Source organism: Xanthomonas floridensis, from assembly GCF_001642575.1.
Taxonomy (GTDB): Bacteria; Pseudomonadota; Gammaproteobacteria; order Xanthomonadales; family Xanthomonadaceae; genus Xanthomonas; species Xanthomonas floridensis.
The window spans coordinates 19,401-35,429 of sequence record NZ_LXNG01000034.1 but is presented as its reverse complement, the minus strand read 5'-3'; the positions used below and the strand labels follow the sequence as shown (position 1 = coordinate 35,429).

Here is a 16,029-nt window from a genome sequence, read left to right as displayed (position 1 = left end):
CGTCATGTTCAAAACTCTTGTACACGTGTGTGTGTTTCTCGTCGGCCTGTTGGCGGTTTGCTGGGTCGGGTTCGGCTATCTGGGCAACAATCCGCTGGGCGCCTGCGTCGCCGCGGTGATCGGCGCGTGTTATCTCGCCGGTGCGCTGGAGCTGTATCGCTACCGCCAGGCCAGCGCCACGCTGGACACCGCAGTGACCGGGCTCACTACTGCACCGTCGGCGCTGGACGCATGGCTGGAGCAGCTGCACCCGAGCCTGCGCAATGCGGTGCGTCTGCGCATCCAGGGTGCGCGCGTGGCGTTACCGGCCCCGGTGCTGACGCCGTATCTGGTCGGCCTGCTGGTGTTGCTGGGCATGCTCGGCACCCTGCTCGGCATGATGGCCACGCTCAAGGGCACCGGGTTTGCGCTGCAGAGCGCCACCGACCTGCAGGCCATTCGCGGTTCGCTGGCCGCACCGGTGGAAGGCCTGGCCTTCGCCTTCGGCACCTCCATCGCCGGCGTCGCCACCTCGGCCATGCTGGGCCTGTTGTCGGCGCTGTGCCGGCGCGAGCGCCTGCAGGCGGTACAGCAGCTGGACATGAAGATCGCCGCCGAATTGCATCCGCATTCGGAAGCGCATCAGCGTGGCGAAGTGTTCAAGCTGCAACAGCAGCAAAGCGCATTGATGCCGGCGCTGATCGATCGCCTGCAGGCCTTGATGGGCAGCATCGAGCAGCAGAGCATCGCCGCCGACGAACGTCTGGCCACGCAGCAGGCCGAGTTCCACGCAAGAACCGAAGCGGCGTATGCGCGGCTGGCCGCCTCGATGGAGCAATCGCTGCAGGCCGGCGTTGCAGACAGTGCGCGCGCGGTTGGCGCGGCGTTGCAGCCGGCGATGGAGGCCACCATGGCCAGCATCGCACGCGACACCGCCACGCTGCACGCACAACTCACCCACGCCGTGCAGCAGCAACTGGACGGCATCAGCAGCGGGTTCGATCGCAGTGCCGGCAGCGCCGCGCAACAGTGGACCACCGCGCTTGCCGCGCAGGAACACGCGCAGCAGGCGCTCAGCACGCAGCTGCAGACCACGCTGGAACAGATCGCCCGGCACACCGCTGCATTGCAGGACGGCGTAAGCACCGCCGTGCAGCAGCAACTGCATGGGCTCGATGCCGGCTTCAAGAACAGCGCACGCACTGCGGCCGAGCACTGGCAGGCAGCGCTGGCCGCGCAGGAGCGCGCGCAGCAGGCGCTCAGCGAGCAGATGCACGCCACGCTGGCGCAGGTCGAGCAACGCAGCAGCGCCCTGCAGGACAGCGTCGGCGCCGCCGTGCAGCACCAATTGCGCGCACTCGATGACGGCTTTGCGCGCAGCACCGCCGCCAATGCCGAGACCTGGGCAGCGGTGCTTGCCGAACAACAACGCGCCACCCAAGCGCTCGGCACGCAGCTGCAGGCCACGCTGGAACAGCTGGCCGCGCAGACCTCCACCTTGCAGCAAAGCGTGCAGCAGGCCGTGCAACAGCAGCTGGACGGGTTGACCAGCGGCTTTGAGGCCAGCACCGCCACCACGGCCGCCAGCTGGACCGCCGCGGTGGCCGAACAGCAGCGCGCCAACCACACCCTCACCCACGACTTACAGAACGCACTGACGCAGTTCGCCAGCACCTTCGATGCGCGCTCCAACGCGCTGGTGGATGCGGTGTCCAAGCGCATGGAGCAATCCAGCAGGCAGACCGCCACTGCCTGGAGCGATGCGCTGGCACAGCAGCAACACGCCAGTGCCGCATTGGCCACCCAGCACCAGGATGCGCTGGCCGCGGCCACCGCCAGCTTCGACACGCATGCCGCGGGCCTGGTCGGCACCTTGCAGCAATCGCATACCGAGCTGCAGGCCGCACTGGAAGCGCGCGATGCGCAGCGTCTTGCCTTGTGGAGCGAGCGCTTTGCCGCGATGAGCGCCACCCTGGCCACGCAATGGGAACAGACCGGCGAGCGCGTCACTCAACAACAGCAAGCCATCTGCGACACCCTGGCCAGCACCGCCAGCGAACTGTCCACCCAAGCGCAGGCGCAGACCAGCGCCACCATTGCCGAGATCTCGCGGCTGATGCAGATTGCTTCCGAAGCGCCCAAAGCCGCGGCAGATATAGTGGCCGAGCTGCGCCAGAACCTGTCGGAAAGCATGGTGCGCGACACCGCCATGCTGGAAGAACGCAGCCGCCTGTTGGCCACGCTGGACACCTTGCTCAACGCGGTCAATCACGCCTCCACCGAACAACGCCAAGCCGTCGACGCACTGGTCACCACCTCGGCGGACCTGCTGCAGCGGGTGGGCAGCCAGCTCACCGAACAGATCGGCAGCGAAACCGGCAAGCTCGGCGCAGTGGCCGCGCACGTCAGCGGTAGCGCCGTGGAAGTGGCCAGCCTGGGCGAAGCCTTCGGCATGGCGGTGCAGTTGTTCAGCACCTCCACCGGCGAGCTCAACGAACGCCTGCAACATGTGGCCGCCGCACTGGATGCGTCGCTGTCACGCAGCGATGACCAGCTGGCCTATTACGTGGCGCAGGCGCGCGAGGTGGTCGACCTCAGCATGCTGTCGCAGAAGCAGATCATCGAAGAACTGCGCCAGCTCGACCGTGGCCGCAGCGATGCCGGCGCAGCGGAGCCGGCATGAGCGACGAGATCGACATCGACGGCGAATCGGGCACCCCGATCTGGGCCGCGTTCGGCGACCTGATGTCGGTGCTGCTGGGCGCGTTCGTCTTCATCCTGGTCGGGGTGATCGGCGTGCAGCTGCAGCTGTCCAGCCGCCTGGACGAGGCGGTCAAGCAGCAGCAGGCCGAGGCGCAGCGCCGCAAGACGCTGGAGCAGGCGCTGGCCGCGCCGCTGGCGGCCGGCCGCGTGACCCTGGTCGATGGCCGCATCGGCATCCGCGGCAATGTGCTGTTCGCCTTCAACTCCGATGAACTGCAGCCGGAAGGCCGCGAGGTGTTGAAGTCGTTGGCTGCGCCGCTGGCGCACTACCTGGCCGCGCGCGAGGAGATCCTGATGGTGAGCGGATTCACCGACGACCGCCCGGTGCTGGGCGGCAATCGCCGCTACGCCGACAACTGGGAGCTGTCCGCGCAGCGCGCGCTGACCGTGACCCGCGCGTTGATCGCTGAAGGCGTGCCGGCCGCATCGGTGTTCGCTGCGGCGTTCGGCTCGCAGCAACCGGTGGATTCCAACGCCGACGAAGCACGCCGGGCCAAGAACCGCCGGGTGGAGATTGCACCGATCGCACGCCCGTCCGGCGCGCAGCGCACAGCCCCCGCGCAGGCCGCGGCCACGCGATGAGCACGCCAGCGTCCGCACGCGCGCGCCTGGAGCGTTGGCGCAGCCAGGGCGCCGACCGGCTGGACCCGGTGCGCTTCCATCTGATGCAGACGCTGGCCACGCGTGCCGAAACGCAGGCCGACCCGGTACGTGCGGTGCTGGAAGAAAAGCTTGCCGGCCTGGTCGATGCGTATGCGGCCACCATCAAGAAAACTGCGCGCGGTACGCGTGCCGGCATCGCATCGCCCGCAGTGCAGCGCAGCCCGCTCGGCGCCCTGACCGATCAGCTGGCAGGCCACGCCGCGCTGATGGAGGTGGACAGCAGAAAGACCGCGGCCGCCGATACGCAGCTGTTCCCGGAGCTGCCGGCGCTGGACGATTTTCGTCGTACCTGGACCACCGTGCGCACCGCCAGCCAGGTGCGTCAGTCGCTGCAGGACGCGCCCAAGAATGCCGGGCCACTCAATTCCAGCGTGCTGGTGCATCGCTGCATCACCCTGATGCGCGAGCGCTCGCCCGGCTATCTGCAGCACTTCCTCGGCTATGTCGATGCGTTGTCGTGGCTGGAGCAGATGCAGCACGGCGGCGTACTGGCCGACGAAACCGCCGCACCGCCGGCAGCCGGCAAGAAGCGCAGCCGTAGCGGCATATCGAAGCGGCGTGGCACGGGGTGATTGCGGGTGCGCGTATCAGCCGGTGCAGGCGACACTTGCGACCACGGCGCGTCATGCGATGCATAGGACGCAGCGCCAGCACCTGTTGATCGATGCGCTGACGCTTGCGACGTCCACAGCTGATAGAGACGCCGACCGATCGAAAGATCGACAGATCGGAACGAACTGCAGCGTGAGGTCCGCGCATAAGTTGCGCAACACGCAAGGCATGCACACAGCGCAGCCGAACACACAGCGCGGCTGAACGCAGCGCGCCGTCCTCGACTCAGTGTGGATGGCGCACCCAGCATCAGTACGTACGAGTGATGCGTGATGCCTGCCGCGCGCAGCAGCGACCGCGCCCGCTTGATGGTGAGTGCAGCCGTTTCGTCAGCCGCGCTCAGCTGCCCTGCAGCGCCGGCGTTGCGGCAGCATCGAAACGCGGCGCACGCTGGAAGTCGTCGCCTGTAAACGGCCGGTCGCGGAACAGGTATTCGTAGTAGAACGCACGCAATGCCCGGTGATAGGCGCGAATGCGATCCTGATAGGCCAGCTGCGCCTGCAGGTCGGTGCGTGCCAGGTGCGTGAGTGCGGCCTGCACTGCCACCGGCGGCAACACACTGGCCACGCGCCGGGCAAGCCTTTCCCGGCGCAGCAACCCCTGGCGATAGGCAGCCACCTGCAGGGCGACCTGCTGATCGCCGTTTTCATGGAAGGCGAAATACCATTTGTAGTGAAACGCATCGGTCAGCGGCGGCGAATCTGCCCACTGCGGATTGCTTGCGTAGAACCGCTGCATGGTGGCCTGGCGCGGAATATCCCAGGCGTGGTTCACCGCCTCGCGTTGCAGCCGGGCGATCTCGGTACCCTGATTGACCGGCACGGCCTGATTGATCGCCACATGTGCCAGGGCCGGCGCCACTAGCGCCAGCACCACCCAACAGGTGGCCAACGCGGTGGCATGCGCGGCAGGTCGCCAATGGAGACGGCCCACCGCCACTGCCAGCAGTACCCAGAACAGCAGATACAGGCACGTCAGCGCCAGCACCGCCAGTTGCTGCAGCAACGGCACCGCATTGAACGTCGCGGCCAGCGCAAACGGCACGCCCAGACACGCCAGCACTGCAACCGCACGCACCACGACGCGGCGCACCAGCAATGCGGTGCCGGCGCCCGGTAACGCGGCCAGCATGCGCGCACGCCCGGCCTCGCGCTCGCCGAAGCGCAGATCGAACAGCAGCGCGATCACGAACAGCGGCAGCAGGAACACCAGCACAAAGGCGTAGTCGAAGCGTCCGGCCAACGCCAGCTCGGGGTTATAGCTGTCGCCATCGTAGATTTGCGCCTCCAGGCCCAGCGCGCGTATGCGCAAGATGTAGGGCGCCACATCGCGCATGCCCACTGCGGCGAAGGCCAATGGCGATGGCGTGTCCCAGGTCGGGTGGAAACTGTAGTACGCCGCGCTGCCGGCATCGTTGGAGCGCGCGACATAGGCTTGCACTGCCGCGCTGTCTTCCTGCTGCAGCGGCGCGATGCGCGCGATGTTGGCGCGTTGCGCATCGATGACGTGTTGCCCTGAAAGCAGGCTGCACACCGTCAACAGCGTGAGCAGCAGCAACCCCGCCACGGCCGCGCGTGCGCGTAGCAACAACAGCAGTTCGTATTTCCACAGCACCATCAGCGTGCCACTCCCACGCGCCGCCCGGCGGCCAGCAACATGCACCAGGCGGCCAGCATCCAGGCCGCGATCAGACCCAGCGGCACAGCCGCCGCGCGCACGACCTCGGCGTTGGACGCCGGAGTAAAGCGAAACACCGGGATGCGCTGCCAATGCGCCGCAGAGATGCGCTTGCGCTGGTCGGCACCGGCATCCTGCGCGGTGTCGTCGGCCATGCTCACCGCATCGGCCTGCAATTGATTGAGCCGTTGCACCAGCGTGTAACGGTAGTGCTCGGCCTGCGCGAGAAAGCGCTCGTGCGCACGCAGGTCGGTTTCGGCCAGGGCCATCGAGACCTCGCGCAATGCCACTGTCGGGCTCAACGCCGCAAACGTGCGGACCAGCAGATTCTGCTGTTGCTGGATGCGTGCATCGCGCGCCGCATAGCGCTCGAACAGGCTGGCGGTGAGCCGCTCGCCTTCCAGCGCCAGCAGGCCCTTGTAATTGACCGGCAGGTCTTCCACGCGTTGCACGCGGTAACGCGCCAGCACCTGTTGCTTGAACTGCGCAAAGTGCGGGTCGTCCGGATTGTGGCTGTCGCCTAGCGTGCGCAGATCGCGCTGGATGGCCACGTCGGTCTCCAGCCGCGTGGGCAGCCGGTACGCGGCACTGGCCACATCCGGCGCCACGCGCGGCACCAGCAGGGCCAGCCACACCCACAGCGCCAGCGACACCAGCAGCGCATCGCGGCCGCGCCGGCACAGCATCGACACCGCCAGCACCAGCCCGCACCACACCAGCAGATACACGCCATAGGCCAGCACCAGCAACGCCACCAGCACTGCCTGGCCCGGCAACAACGCGATCGGGATCAGGCCGACCAGGGCCGGCAACAGGCAGGCAGCGGCCACGGCGGCCAACGCGAGATATTTGCCGCCGAGCAGTTGCCGACGCGTGGCGCCCTGCAGCAGCAACACGCGCAGCGTGCCGGTCTCCTGTTCGCGGGCCACGGCGCCATAGCCCAGAAACACCAGCATCAGCGGTGCCAGCACCTGCAGCACGAAGGCCGGCGTCAGTTGACCGAAACGCACCAGCAGCGAACTCTGACGGACATCGCCAAAATTGGCGGTGTTCTGACGATGGCCTTCCAGAAACATGCTGTTGCCGGTGAAGGCATCCACGCCGGAGTCGAACGCAGCCAGGGCCGGCAACGGGCGATAGATGAAATGCCCGTAATGCACCACCCGATGCGGATGACGGTCCGGCTGCGCATCGAAAGCCTGCTGCGCAGCCTGTTGCTGGCGCGCACGGAACTCGGTGACCTCGCGCTGGTGATGCGCGGCAGTCAACGCCGCCACCAGGGTCAACAGCATCAGCAACACCACGCCGATGGCAGCGGAGCGATTGCGTGCCATGAAGCGCAGTTCTTCGCGCGCGACCAGCCACACAGCACTCATGCATGCACGCTCATGCAGCGCGCCCGGGCGGTTGTGCAAAGCGCGCGTGCAGGCTGCGCACATCGAAGCCGCCGTCGCCGGCGCCGATGTCTTCGACGATGCGCCCGTCTTCGAGAAATCCGATCCGGTCGGCCACGTCCACGGCTCCCAGCAGATCGTGGGTGACCATCAGCACCGCGCCGCCGCGCGCGCGCACGCCGTTGACCAACTGGTTGAAGTCGGCAATGGCGCGCGGGTCGAGCCCGGAGGTGGGTTCATCCAGCAGCAGCACCGGCACCTGGCGCAGCGTGGCCACGGCAATGGCCACCTTCTGGCGCATCCCCTTGGAAAAGCCGGCAAGGCGCTGGCTCCATGCCTCGCGCTGCAACCCTGCGGCTGCGAAGGCCTGGCCGATGTCGGCCTGGCTGCAGCGCTGCCCGGCGAGCGCAAGCAGGTAGTCGGCATTTTCCAGCGCGCTCAGATGCTCGTAGAGCGCAACGTTTTCCGGCAAATATGCCAATCGTGCGCGTGCCCTGCCGGGGGCGGCGACCGGGTCGATGCCGTCGACCCGCACGCTGCCGGACGTGGGTTTGACGAAGCCCAGCAGCGTCGACAGCGTGGAGGATTTGCCCGCGCCGTTGCCACCGAGCAGCGCGTACACGCTGCCGGGCGCGATGTGCAGGCTCAACCCCTTCAACACGGCGCGGCCGTGGTAGGCCACATGCAGGTCGGAAATGGCAATCGCGCAAGGCGTGGGAACGCTGAGGGACATGACGGCAACGATGGTAACAAATTGATACGTTATCACATTGCTTGCATAGCCCGAAGCTGGTGAGCCAAGCGGCGGCGTCCAGGTAAAGCGGCGATGCGTGTACTCGAAGATGCTACGTCGTGCCGACCGAAGCACCCTCGAGCAAATGTTATTCTATTACGCATTCCCGCTTGCATCTGTGGCGGCCCTGCGGACCGACGTTCCGCTCACGCCGTCCTGTGCACAGGTGCTCAGCACCTCCGTAACATCCGTGCCCTATCCGGAACCCAGTGCGCCGGTGCTGCATTTGGGTATCGACACAGACCACCGCCCTCCCCCTCGATATCCTTACGCCCTACATGACTTCTGCTACGCGCCACGTTCTCCCGCACGACGCGCTTCCTGCGTTGCACCGACACGCTCCCGACAACGCCACTGCGCACCGCACATCGCGCAGCGCCCGACGCGCCGCCGCCACCTTGTTGGCCGCAACGCTGTTGAGCGCCACACCGCTCGGCGCGCAGCCGATCGACACCGCAGCGCTACTTCCGCCGGTACGCGCATGGCACGGCGCGAGCGAGGCAATGATCGCCGCGCCGGGCGACCCCTGGCGCACGCCAGTGGAACGCAGCGATTTTGCGAGCACGCCCAGCTACGCGCAGACACGCGCATGGCTGGAGCGCCTGGTCGCCGCCTCGCCGGTGTTATCGCTGGAAGTGTTCGGCACGACCGGCGAAGGACGCGAGTTGCTGCTGGTCCGTGCGCACAAGGGCAGGCCCGGCAAGCCGGTGGTGCTGGCGCAGGCAGGCATCCATGGTGGCGAGATCGACGGCAAGGATGCGGGGCTGATGCTGTTGCGGGATATCGCACAGCGTGGCAAGGACCATCTGCTCGACGAGGTGGATTTTGTCTTCGTGCCGATCCTCAATATCGACGGGCACGAACAACGCGGCCCACTGATCGGCGCGGCACTGCGCGGCCCGCAGCAGATGGGCTGGAACAGCACCACGCGCGGCATCAACCTCAATCGCGATTACCTTGCTCTGGAAGCGCCGGAAACCCGCGCGATGGTGGCGCTGCTGCACGCACTCGATCCGGCGCTGTATGTGGATCTGCATGTCAGCGACGGGCTGGATCATCAATACGACATCACCTTTACCTACGCAGGTTGGGGCACCTATGCGCGCTCGCGCGCCACCGCCGACTGGTTGCAGCAGCGTTTTACCCCGGTCGTCAGCGACGCACTGCGCAAGCAGGGCCACTCCCCGGCGATCTATCCCAGCCTGATCGACAAGGACGACCCGCGTGCCGGGCTACGCTACGCGCCGGAGGGCCCGCGCTACTCCACCGGCTACGGCGACTTTGCCGGCATCCCCACCGTACTGGTGGAAAATCACCATCTGAAGTCCTACCGGCAACGCGTGCTCGGCGATTACGTGCTACTGGAAGCAGCGCTGCAGTTGGTCGGCCGCGATGCGCAAACCATCGACGCAGCCAAACGGGCAGATCGCGCGGCACGGCCGCAGGCGCTGATGGTGGCGTGGGAACGCCTGCCGCAGCCGATTGCGCAGGTGCCGTTCAAGGGCGTGACCTATACCCGTGCGCTGTCGCCGGTGTCCGGTCGCCAGGAGCTGCGCTGGGAAGGCCGCGACGAAACCTGGACGATGCCGGTGATCGGATACCGGCAAACGCAGGCGGTGCAGTATCCGCTGGCATGGTGGATTCCACCGGGCAACGACGACGTGGTGGACCTGCTCAAGGCGCACGGCATCGCTTACGAGCGTCTGTCGCAGTCGCGCACCCGCCTGGTGCAGCAGATCCGCATCGTCGCCGACGCCGGCACGCAACAGCCGCATGCCTACCGCGTGGAAGAAACCTTCCCGGCCGGGAGCATCCGCGTGCCGGCAGATCAACCCATGCGCATGCTGGCCGCCGCATTGCTCGAACCGCGCAGCAGCGACTCGCTGCTCGCCAGCGGACGCTTCCGCAATGCCGGCAGTCCCGACAGCGGGTTATCCGGCACCGAGCTGGTGACCTTCACCGAAGGCCTGCTGCAACACGATGCCGCGCTGCGTGCCGAATTCGAACGCAAGCTCGCCAGCGATGACGCCTTCCGCGCCGACGGCGATGCCCGTCTGCAATGGATCTACGCCCGCTCGCCGTTCGCGGCGATCAGCGGCTGGCGCTATCCGGTCCGGCGCGAACTGGCAGAGTGAGGCGATGGGATCGGTCGTGCACTCAACGCGTCGCGGCGTGCGCGCCAAACCCAGCGCGCGCCGGTCAACGCAGCGTCGGGCGCACCACATGCACATGTGCGGCCATCAGCTCGATCACCCAATCGATGAAGACGCGCAGTTTGGCGCTGACATGCCGATTGGGCGCAAACGCGATCGACAAGGGCATCGGCTCCAGCTTCCAGTCCTCGAACACCGGTACCAGCTCGCCGCTGGCCACGTGCGCGGCAGCCATGTACACCGGCAGCCACAACACGCCCATGCCGGCCAGCCCCGCCGCAAGATAGGCATTGCCGTCGTCGGCGGCGACGACATGTCGGCCGTGCACGGTGACCGCTTCGGCGCCATGCCGCATCGCGTAGGGCACCGTGGTGGTGGTGCCCCAACGCATGAAACCGACGCAGCGGTGCCGGGTATTTTCCAGCTCCGACGGATGCGAAGGCGTGCCGAGCCGTTGCAGGTAGCTCGGCGCCGCATACACACCGGTCTGCAGGTCGCCCACCCGGCGCGCGATCAACGATTGATCGGCGATGGTGCCGCCGCGCACCACGCAATCCACGTTCTCGCCGATCAGATCCACACGCCGGTCGCTGACGCCCATATCCAGCTGGATATCCGGATACCGCGCATGAAACGCCGGCACCGCCGGCATCAGGATCAGGCGCGCAAAGGGGCTGGGCACATCCACCCGCAAGCGTCCGCGCGGCAACGACGCTGCAGCCGACAGGCTGGTTTCGGCATCGTCCATGTCCGCCAGCAGGCGCACCACGCGTTCGTAATAGGCAGCGCCGTCGGCGGTCACCTGCACCCGGCGGGTGGTGCGGTTGAGCAGCCTCACCCGCAGCCGCGCCTCGAGTTGCTGCACAAGTTGCGTCACGCTGGCACGGCTCATCTCCAGCGTGTCGGCCGCCCTGGTGAAGCTGCCGGTCTCAACCACACGCGCAAATGCCTGCATCGCATCGAACCGGTCCATCGCCCCTCCTGCACCAAGATTGTTTGGATTCTACAAATAGTGTTGGTCGCGCCTGCGGATTTATCGCGCACGCCCGGGCGCTTAGGGTGGACGTCCGTTCTGTCGCACTTCAAGGAGAGTTCCATGGCCACACGTGACGTTGTGTTCCCGCAGGCCCGCCATGCGCTGTACGAACGCCACCGGTATTCGCCGGCGGTGCGTGCCGATGGCCTGATGTTTGTCGCCGGTCAGGTCGGCAGCCGCGAGGACGGTTCACCCGAGCCGGACCTGGATGCCGAGATCGCACGGGCGTTCGACAACCTCGATGCCATCCTCAGCGCCGCCGGCTGCACATCGCAGGACGTCGTGGACGTCACCTTGTTCATGGTCGACCCTGAGGTCGTATTCGACGCTGCATGGGAGCGGTGGGCCAGCTATTGGGGCCCGGCGCCTTACCCCACCGTCACTGCCGTCGGCGTGACCTGGCTGGCCGGCTTCCGCTTCGAGATCAAGGTGGTAGTCAAAGTGCCCAGCGCCGATCGGTGATCGCGGCATCACCTGCCGCCCGCACGGCAGCCGGGTCGGCAGCCATCGCGCTCGCTCGATGGCCCCGGCAACGCCAGCGACAACGGATGCGTACCGTGGGTCGCTTCGCTGGACCAACCCGCCACGTCCGGCTTGCCTGGACGTGGCGATCTTGCTGACGACGTCCACCCCCGGGACGCGGATGCAGCGCGCTCGTGCTGCATCGAACGCGCGATCTGTGTGTTTTGCATGCCCTTCGCAGCGTACGTCGACCCGTCAACACCGGCGGACATTGCTGTTAGCCGCAAGCCGGAAGCGACGTTTGCGCATCTTTATGAATCGGCGCGATAGCGCCCATCTATCGTTCATTTGCATACTTTTCTGGCAACTTAACCGTTTCATCGGTTTGTAAAAATCTCGCTAAAGCGAGGACACAGGCGGCCGCTACCGGGGATCAGCGCGACGAGACGCGCATCACCGTTCTGCCCGCTGCGCCCCGGCGCTGCGTCCATCCTCTTTTTAGTCGAGACCGCAATGAAATTGACCGTCAAACTGCTCAGTGGCGCCATCGCCCTGGCCGCGTCGACCTGCGCCTATGCGCAGGAGGAGTCCATGTTCACCTTCAGCGGCTTCGGCACGCTGGGCGTGGTGCATTCGACCGAAGATCAGGCCGATTTCACGCCCGACATCCAGACCGTGGAAGGCGCCGGCGCCAGCCACTCCACCTCGGCCCGCCCGGATTCGCGCATCGCCGGGCAGGTCAATGCCAACTTCACCGACAAGTTCACCGGCGTGCTGCAGGTGACCAGCGAATACGCCGAGCGCGGCGATTACGATCCGAAGGTGACCCTGGCACACGTCAAGTACCAGTTCGGCCCGCAGTTCGCTGCCCGCCTGGGTCGCATCACCGCCCCGCTGTACATGCTCTCCGAGTACCAGCGCGTGGGCTATGCCACCCCATGGGTGCGCCCGCCGTATGAGGTCTACAACTACCTGTTGCCGATGGACGGCATCGAAGGCGTGTACACCATCAATGCCGGCGAAAGCGTGGTCAGCGTGCAGGGCTTTTACGGCCGCATCAATTCCAAGAAGGCCGATGTGTATGCCATGCGCGGCCTGGCACTCGGCCTGGAATCGGGTGCGTCGACCTTCCGTGCTGCCTACATCGTGGGCACCACCGATTTCGCGAGTCCGTCACTGGAGCGCTTGTTCTCGGCGTACCAGCGCATCAACCCGGCATTGGCCGATCGCCTGACCACCTACGGTGTGGACGGCAGCTTCGCCAGCGTGGGCTATGCCTACGACCCGGGTAAGTGGTTCCTGCGCAGCGAAGTGATCCAGGCCGATTACTCGCCCTCGCTCAACGGCAAGACCACCTCCGGTTACCTCAGCGTCGGCGGCCGCTTCGGCACGCTGACCCCGTCGGTCACCTACGGCAGCGTCGATCGCAAGGGCCCGACCATCGCGCGCGGCCAGGACCCGGTCGGCATCATGACGCGTGCGCTGGCACAGGCCGAAAGCGGCCGCCACAGCTTCACCGCCTCGCTGCGTTGGGACGCGCGCGAGAGCATGGCGTTCAAGCTGCAGGCCAGCCATATCGACAACAACGCCGGCTCGTTCGGGTCGTTGAACAACATCCAGCCGGGCTTCCGTCCGGGCGGCAGCTACAACCTGCTGTCGGCATCCGTCGACTTCGTGTTCTAAGAGAGCCCCCATGAAACTTTCCAAGTGTTTCGCAGGCTGCGTGCTTGCCGTGTTGTCGATGGTTGCGTTCTCGGCCAGTGCCGATGTGGTGGTGGTGATGTCGGCCAAGGGCGGCCCGGACAGCCTGAGCGCGGCGCAGGTGTCGCAGATCTTTCTGGCCAAGTCCAACAGCCTGCCCGGCGGCGGCGCTGCCGTGCCGATCGACCAGGAAGAAGGCGCTGCCACGCGCGATGAGTTCTACAAGAAGGTCGCCTCGCGCGATTCGGCGCAGCTGAAATCGTACTGGTCCCAGTTGATGTTCACCGGCAAGGCGCAGCGTCCCAAGCGCGTCAGCGGCGACGATGCGGTCAAGAAGGCGGTCGCCGCCACGCCGGGGGCGATTGGTTACATCAGCGCCGCCGCTGTCGACGCCAGCGTCAAGGTCGTCCTGAAGCCGTGATCGCCCACCTGCTCGAGAGCCACATCATGCGCCGCATTCTGTCGTTACCGTTGTTCTGGAAAATCCTGATGCCGGCAGCGGTGGCAATCATTTGCCTATCGAGCTATGTCGCTTTCAGCACGCTGGTGTTCCACCGCAACAACGACCGCCTGGAAGCGGTACGCGACGTGCATTTTCCGATGCTCGATGCGATGACCCGCAATGTCGCCGCGCTGGACAAGCTTATCAACGGGCTCAATGGCGCGGCTGCCGCGGGCGATGCAGACATGTTGGCGGCCACCAAGCCGGTGGCCGACGACATCCACGCGTCCTACCTGAAACTGCAGAAGGCCGATCCGGCCAATGCCAAGGAGCTGGCCCAACTGGGCAAGCAGTTCGACGACTACTACCGCCTGGCCCACGGTGTGGCTGCCGCATTCGTCGAACAACGCGAGCCCGATGCGCAGCAGATGAGTGCTATGGCACCGGCGCTGGAGACCTACCGCACCACGCTCACCGCCATGCAGAAGCGTGCCGATGCGCGCTTTCGCGGGACGGTGCAGGAGGCAGTGGACAGTTCGGTGACCGCCAGTATCGGTGGCCTGGTGCTGGGCCTGGTCGGCGCCTTGGTGTGTATCGGGTTTGGCTGGATCGTCGCTCGCGCCATCACCCAGCCACTCAACCGTGCGGTGGGCATCGCGCATGCGGTGTCCTCGGGCAAGTTGGACAACACGATCTCGATCGACCGCAACGATGAAGTCGGCCAGCTGCTGCAGGCCATGGACAGCATGCAGCGCCAGCTGCGCCGGGTGATTCAGGCGCAGACGGAAATGGGCCACAAGCACGAGGCCGGCATCGTCAGCCACCGGATCGCCGAGCAGGAATTTCCCGGCGAATTCGGCAGCATGGTGCGCGCCAGCAACCTGCTGGTGTCCAGCCATATCGCGGTCACCATGCAGATCGTGGCACTGACCGAGCGCTATGCCGCTGGCGATCTATCGCAGCAGCTGGAGGCATTGCCGGGCGAGAAGGCGGTGATCAGCCAGTCGATCAACGATGTGCGCGCCAGCCTGCTGTCGATCAACGGCGAGATCAAGCGCCTGGCCGCCGCCGCGGCTGCCGGCGACTTCAGTGCACGTGGCGACGAAACCGCCTTCGAGCACGATTTCCGCCAGATCGTGATCGACCTCAATCACCTGATGAGTACCTCGGACAAGAGCCTGGGCGAGTTGTCGCGGGTGCTGCAGGCCATTGCCGGCGGCGACCTGACCACGCGCATGCAGGGCAACTTCGCCGGCGTGTTCGCGCGCATGCGCAACGACGCCAACACCACGGTGGAACGCCTGACCGACATCGTCGGGCGCATCCAGCATTCGTCGGCAGAGATCGATACTGCCGCCGGCGAGATTGCCGCGGGCAATCAGGATCTGTCGCGACGTACCGAGCAGCAGGCTGCCAACCTGGAAGAAACCGCTGCCTCGATGGAAGAACTCACTTCCACCGTCAGGCAGAACGCCGAACACGCGCATCAGGCCAACGAACTGGCACGCAACGCCGCCGGCGTGGCGTCCAGGGGTGGCGAGGTGGTCAGCCAGGTGGTGGGCACCATGACCGGCATCGAGGCCTCGTCCAAGAAGATCGCCGAGATCATTTCGGTCATCGACGGCATCGCGTTCCAGACCAACATCCTGGCCTTGAATGCCGCGGTGGAAGCCGCACGCGCCGGTGAACAGGGCCGCGGCTTCGCGGTGGTGGCAAGCGAAGTGCGTACCCTGGCCCAGCGCTCGTCCGGTGCCGCCAAGGAGATCAAGGAATTGATCGACGCCTCGGTGGGCAAGGTGGCCGAAGGCTCGGCGCTGGTGCACAAGGCCGGCGCCACCATGACCGAGATCGTGGCCAGCGTGAACAGTGTCACCGACATCATGGGGCAGATCACCGCAGCGTCCAGCGAGCAGTCGGCCGGCATCGAGCAGGTCAACCAGACGGTCATCCAGATGGACGAAACCACCCAGCAGAACGCCGCCCTGGTGGAAGAAGCCATGGCCGCCGCACGTGCGATGGAAAAGCAGTCCAGCACCCTGACCCAGCTGGTTTCGCTGTTCCAGCTGGAGCCTGCAAGCGCGCAGCACCTGCAAAAAGACGTTGCATAGTCGATCGACCGATCAACCTCAGATGCGTCACGGCCCTCCATCCGCTCAACCTGCGGATGGAGGGCGTTTTGTATCCGCTGACCAGAGTTATTGATGACACGGTGATACGCCAGCGATTCCTGACGCGCCGGGCATCGTCCACGCGGTGGCGCCTGCCGTCCGAGCTGCTGGCCTGGCCCATCTCCGATCGGATACCGGCGTAGCCCTGCCCACTACAGGCGTGGGGGTCCGCTGGCGGCGAGGGCG

The 16,029-nt window shown here is 66.2% G+C and carries 12 protein-coding genes; 8 read left to right on the top strand and 4 right to left on the bottom strand.

From position 1 onward, the window contains the following. Window positions 1-4 precede the first annotated feature (4 nt). The 3 genes from A7D17_RS16820 to A7D17_RS16810 are packed head-to-tail and all read left to right on the top strand — an operon-like array spanning window position 5 to window position 3,977. Window positions 5-2,662 (top strand): DUF802 domain-containing protein, encoded by a 2,658-nt coding sequence (locus A7D17_RS16820; protein WP_064510135.1) that lies wholly within the window; start codon window positions 5-7, stop codon window positions 2,660-2,662. After that, complete coding sequence (locus A7D17_RS16815) at window positions 2,659-3,324, top strand: OmpA family protein (protein WP_064510134.1); 666 nt, start codon at window positions 2,659-2,661, stop codon at window positions 3,322-3,324. Before A7D17_RS16820 ends, A7D17_RS16815 begins: the two co-directional genes overlap by 4 nt. Then, a complete protein-coding gene (locus tag A7D17_RS16810; protein ID WP_064510133.1) occupies window positions 3,321-3,977 on the top strand; it encodes a DUF2894 domain-containing protein in 657 nt (218 codons plus the stop codon). The genes A7D17_RS16815 and A7D17_RS16810 overlap by 4 nt, the downstream gene beginning before the upstream one ends. Window positions 3,978-4,356: 379 nt before the next feature. On the opposite strand, the gene A7D17_RS16805 is transcribed toward A7D17_RS16810, so the two are convergent. The 3 genes from A7D17_RS16805 to A7D17_RS16795 are packed head-to-tail and all read right to left on the bottom strand — an operon-like array spanning window position 4,357 to window position 7,821. Continuing rightward, window positions 4,357-5,634, bottom strand: a complete 1,278-nt coding sequence (locus tag A7D17_RS16805; RefSeq protein WP_064510132.1) for a DUF3526 domain-containing protein — start codon at window positions 5,632-5,634, stop codon at window positions 4,357-4,359. Continuing rightward, on the bottom strand, window positions 5,634-7,070 hold the full coding sequence (locus tag A7D17_RS16800; protein WP_064510323.1) for an ABC transporter permease: 1,437 nt from the start codon (window positions 7,068-7,070) through the stop codon (window positions 5,634-5,636). Before A7D17_RS16800 ends, A7D17_RS16805 begins: the two co-directional genes overlap by 1 nt. Window positions 7,071-7,080: 10 nt before the next feature. Next, the gene (locus tag A7D17_RS16795) at window positions 7,081-7,821 is read right to left on the bottom strand and encodes an ABC transporter ATP-binding protein (protein ID WP_064510131.1); all 741 of its coding nucleotides are present in this window, start codon (window positions 7,819-7,821) and stop codon (window positions 7,081-7,083) included. Between the two features lie 338 nt (window positions 7,822-8,159). Here A7D17_RS16795 and A7D17_RS16790 point away from each other — a divergent pair, with 338 nt between their 5' ends. Then, window positions 8,160-10,016: a M14 family metallopeptidase gene (locus A7D17_RS16790; protein WP_064510130.1), complete on the top strand. Its 1,857-nt coding sequence runs from the start codon at window positions 8,160-8,162 to the stop codon at window positions 10,014-10,016. 64 nt (window positions 10,017-10,080) lie between these two features. On the opposite strand, the gene A7D17_RS16785 is transcribed toward A7D17_RS16790, so the two are convergent. Next, on the bottom strand, window positions 10,081-11,007 hold the full coding sequence (locus tag A7D17_RS16785; RefSeq protein WP_064510129.1) for a LysR family transcriptional regulator: 927 nt from the start codon (window positions 11,005-11,007) through the stop codon (window positions 10,081-10,083). A 123-nt stretch (window positions 11,008-11,130) separates the two neighbouring features. On the opposite strand from A7D17_RS16785, the gene A7D17_RS16780 reads away from it, so the two are divergent. The 4 genes from A7D17_RS16780 to A7D17_RS16765 all read left to right on the top strand — a co-directional run bounded on the left by A7D17_RS16780 (window position 11,131) and on the right by A7D17_RS16765 (window position 15,783). Next, window positions 11,131-11,532: a Rid family hydrolase gene (locus tag A7D17_RS16780; protein ID WP_064510128.1), complete on the top strand. Its 402-nt coding sequence runs from the start codon at window positions 11,131-11,133 to the stop codon at window positions 11,530-11,532. Window positions 11,533-12,045: 513 nt separating this feature from the next. After that, a complete protein-coding gene (locus A7D17_RS16775; RefSeq protein ID WP_064510127.1) occupies window positions 12,046-13,215 on the top strand; it encodes a hypothetical protein in 1,170 nt (389 codons plus the stop codon). A gap of 10 nt (window positions 13,216-13,225) precedes the next feature. Then, window positions 13,226-13,654 carry a type 2 periplasmic-binding domain-containing protein gene (locus A7D17_RS16770; RefSeq protein ID WP_064510126.1) on the top strand — a complete coding sequence of 143 codons (429 nt, stop codon included), beginning with the start codon at window positions 13,226-13,228 and terminating at the stop codon, window positions 13,652-13,654. Next, window positions 13,651-15,783 carry a methyl-accepting chemotaxis protein gene (locus A7D17_RS16765; protein ID WP_064510125.1) on the top strand — a complete coding sequence of 711 codons (2,133 nt, stop codon included), beginning with the start codon at window positions 13,651-13,653 and terminating at the stop codon, window positions 15,781-15,783. The genes A7D17_RS16770 and A7D17_RS16765 overlap by 4 nt, the downstream gene beginning before the upstream one ends. The last annotated feature ends 246 nt before the right edge of the window (window positions 15,784-16,029 follow it).

Excerpts from the sequence above, each read along its gene's own strand:
- A7D17_RS16775 (WP_064510127.1), top strand. The coding sequence starts at position 12,046 with ATGAAATTGACCGTCAAACTGCTCAGTGGCGCCATCGCCCTGGCCGCG.
- A7D17_RS16795 (WP_064510131.1), bottom strand. The coding sequence starts at position 7,821 with ATGTCCCTCAGCGTTCCCACGCCTTGCGCGATTGCCATTTCCGACCTG.
- A7D17_RS16815 (WP_064510134.1), top strand. The coding sequence starts at position 2,659 with ATGAGCGACGAGATCGACATCGACGGCGAATCGGGCACCCCGATCTGG.
- A7D17_RS16820 (WP_064510135.1), top strand. The coding sequence starts at position 5 with ATGTTCAAAACTCTTGTACACGTGTGTGTGTTTCTCGTCGGCCTGTTG.
- A7D17_RS16800 (WP_064510323.1), bottom strand. The coding sequence starts at position 7,070 with ATGAGTGCTGTGTGGCTGGTCGCGCGCGAAGAACTGCGCTTCATGGCA.
- A7D17_RS16780 (WP_064510128.1), top strand. The coding sequence starts at position 11,131 with ATGGCCACACGTGACGTTGTGTTCCCGCAGGCCCGCCATGCGCTGTAC.
- A7D17_RS16810 (WP_064510133.1), top strand. The coding sequence starts at position 3,321 with ATGAGCACGCCAGCGTCCGCACGCGCGCGCCTGGAGCGTTGGCGCAGC.
- A7D17_RS16770 (WP_064510126.1), top strand. The coding sequence starts at position 13,226 with ATGAAACTTTCCAAGTGTTTCGCAGGCTGCGTGCTTGCCGTGTTGTCG.
- A7D17_RS16790 (WP_064510130.1), top strand. The coding sequence starts at position 8,160 with ATGACTTCTGCTACGCGCCACGTTCTCCCGCACGACGCGCTTCCTGCG.
- A7D17_RS16805 (WP_064510132.1), bottom strand. The coding sequence starts at position 5,634 with ATGGTGCTGTGGAAATACGAACTGCTGTTGTTGCTACGCGCACGCGCG.
- A7D17_RS16785 (WP_064510129.1), bottom strand. The coding sequence starts at position 11,007 with ATGGACCGGTTCGATGCGATGCAGGCATTTGCGCGTGTGGTTGAGACC.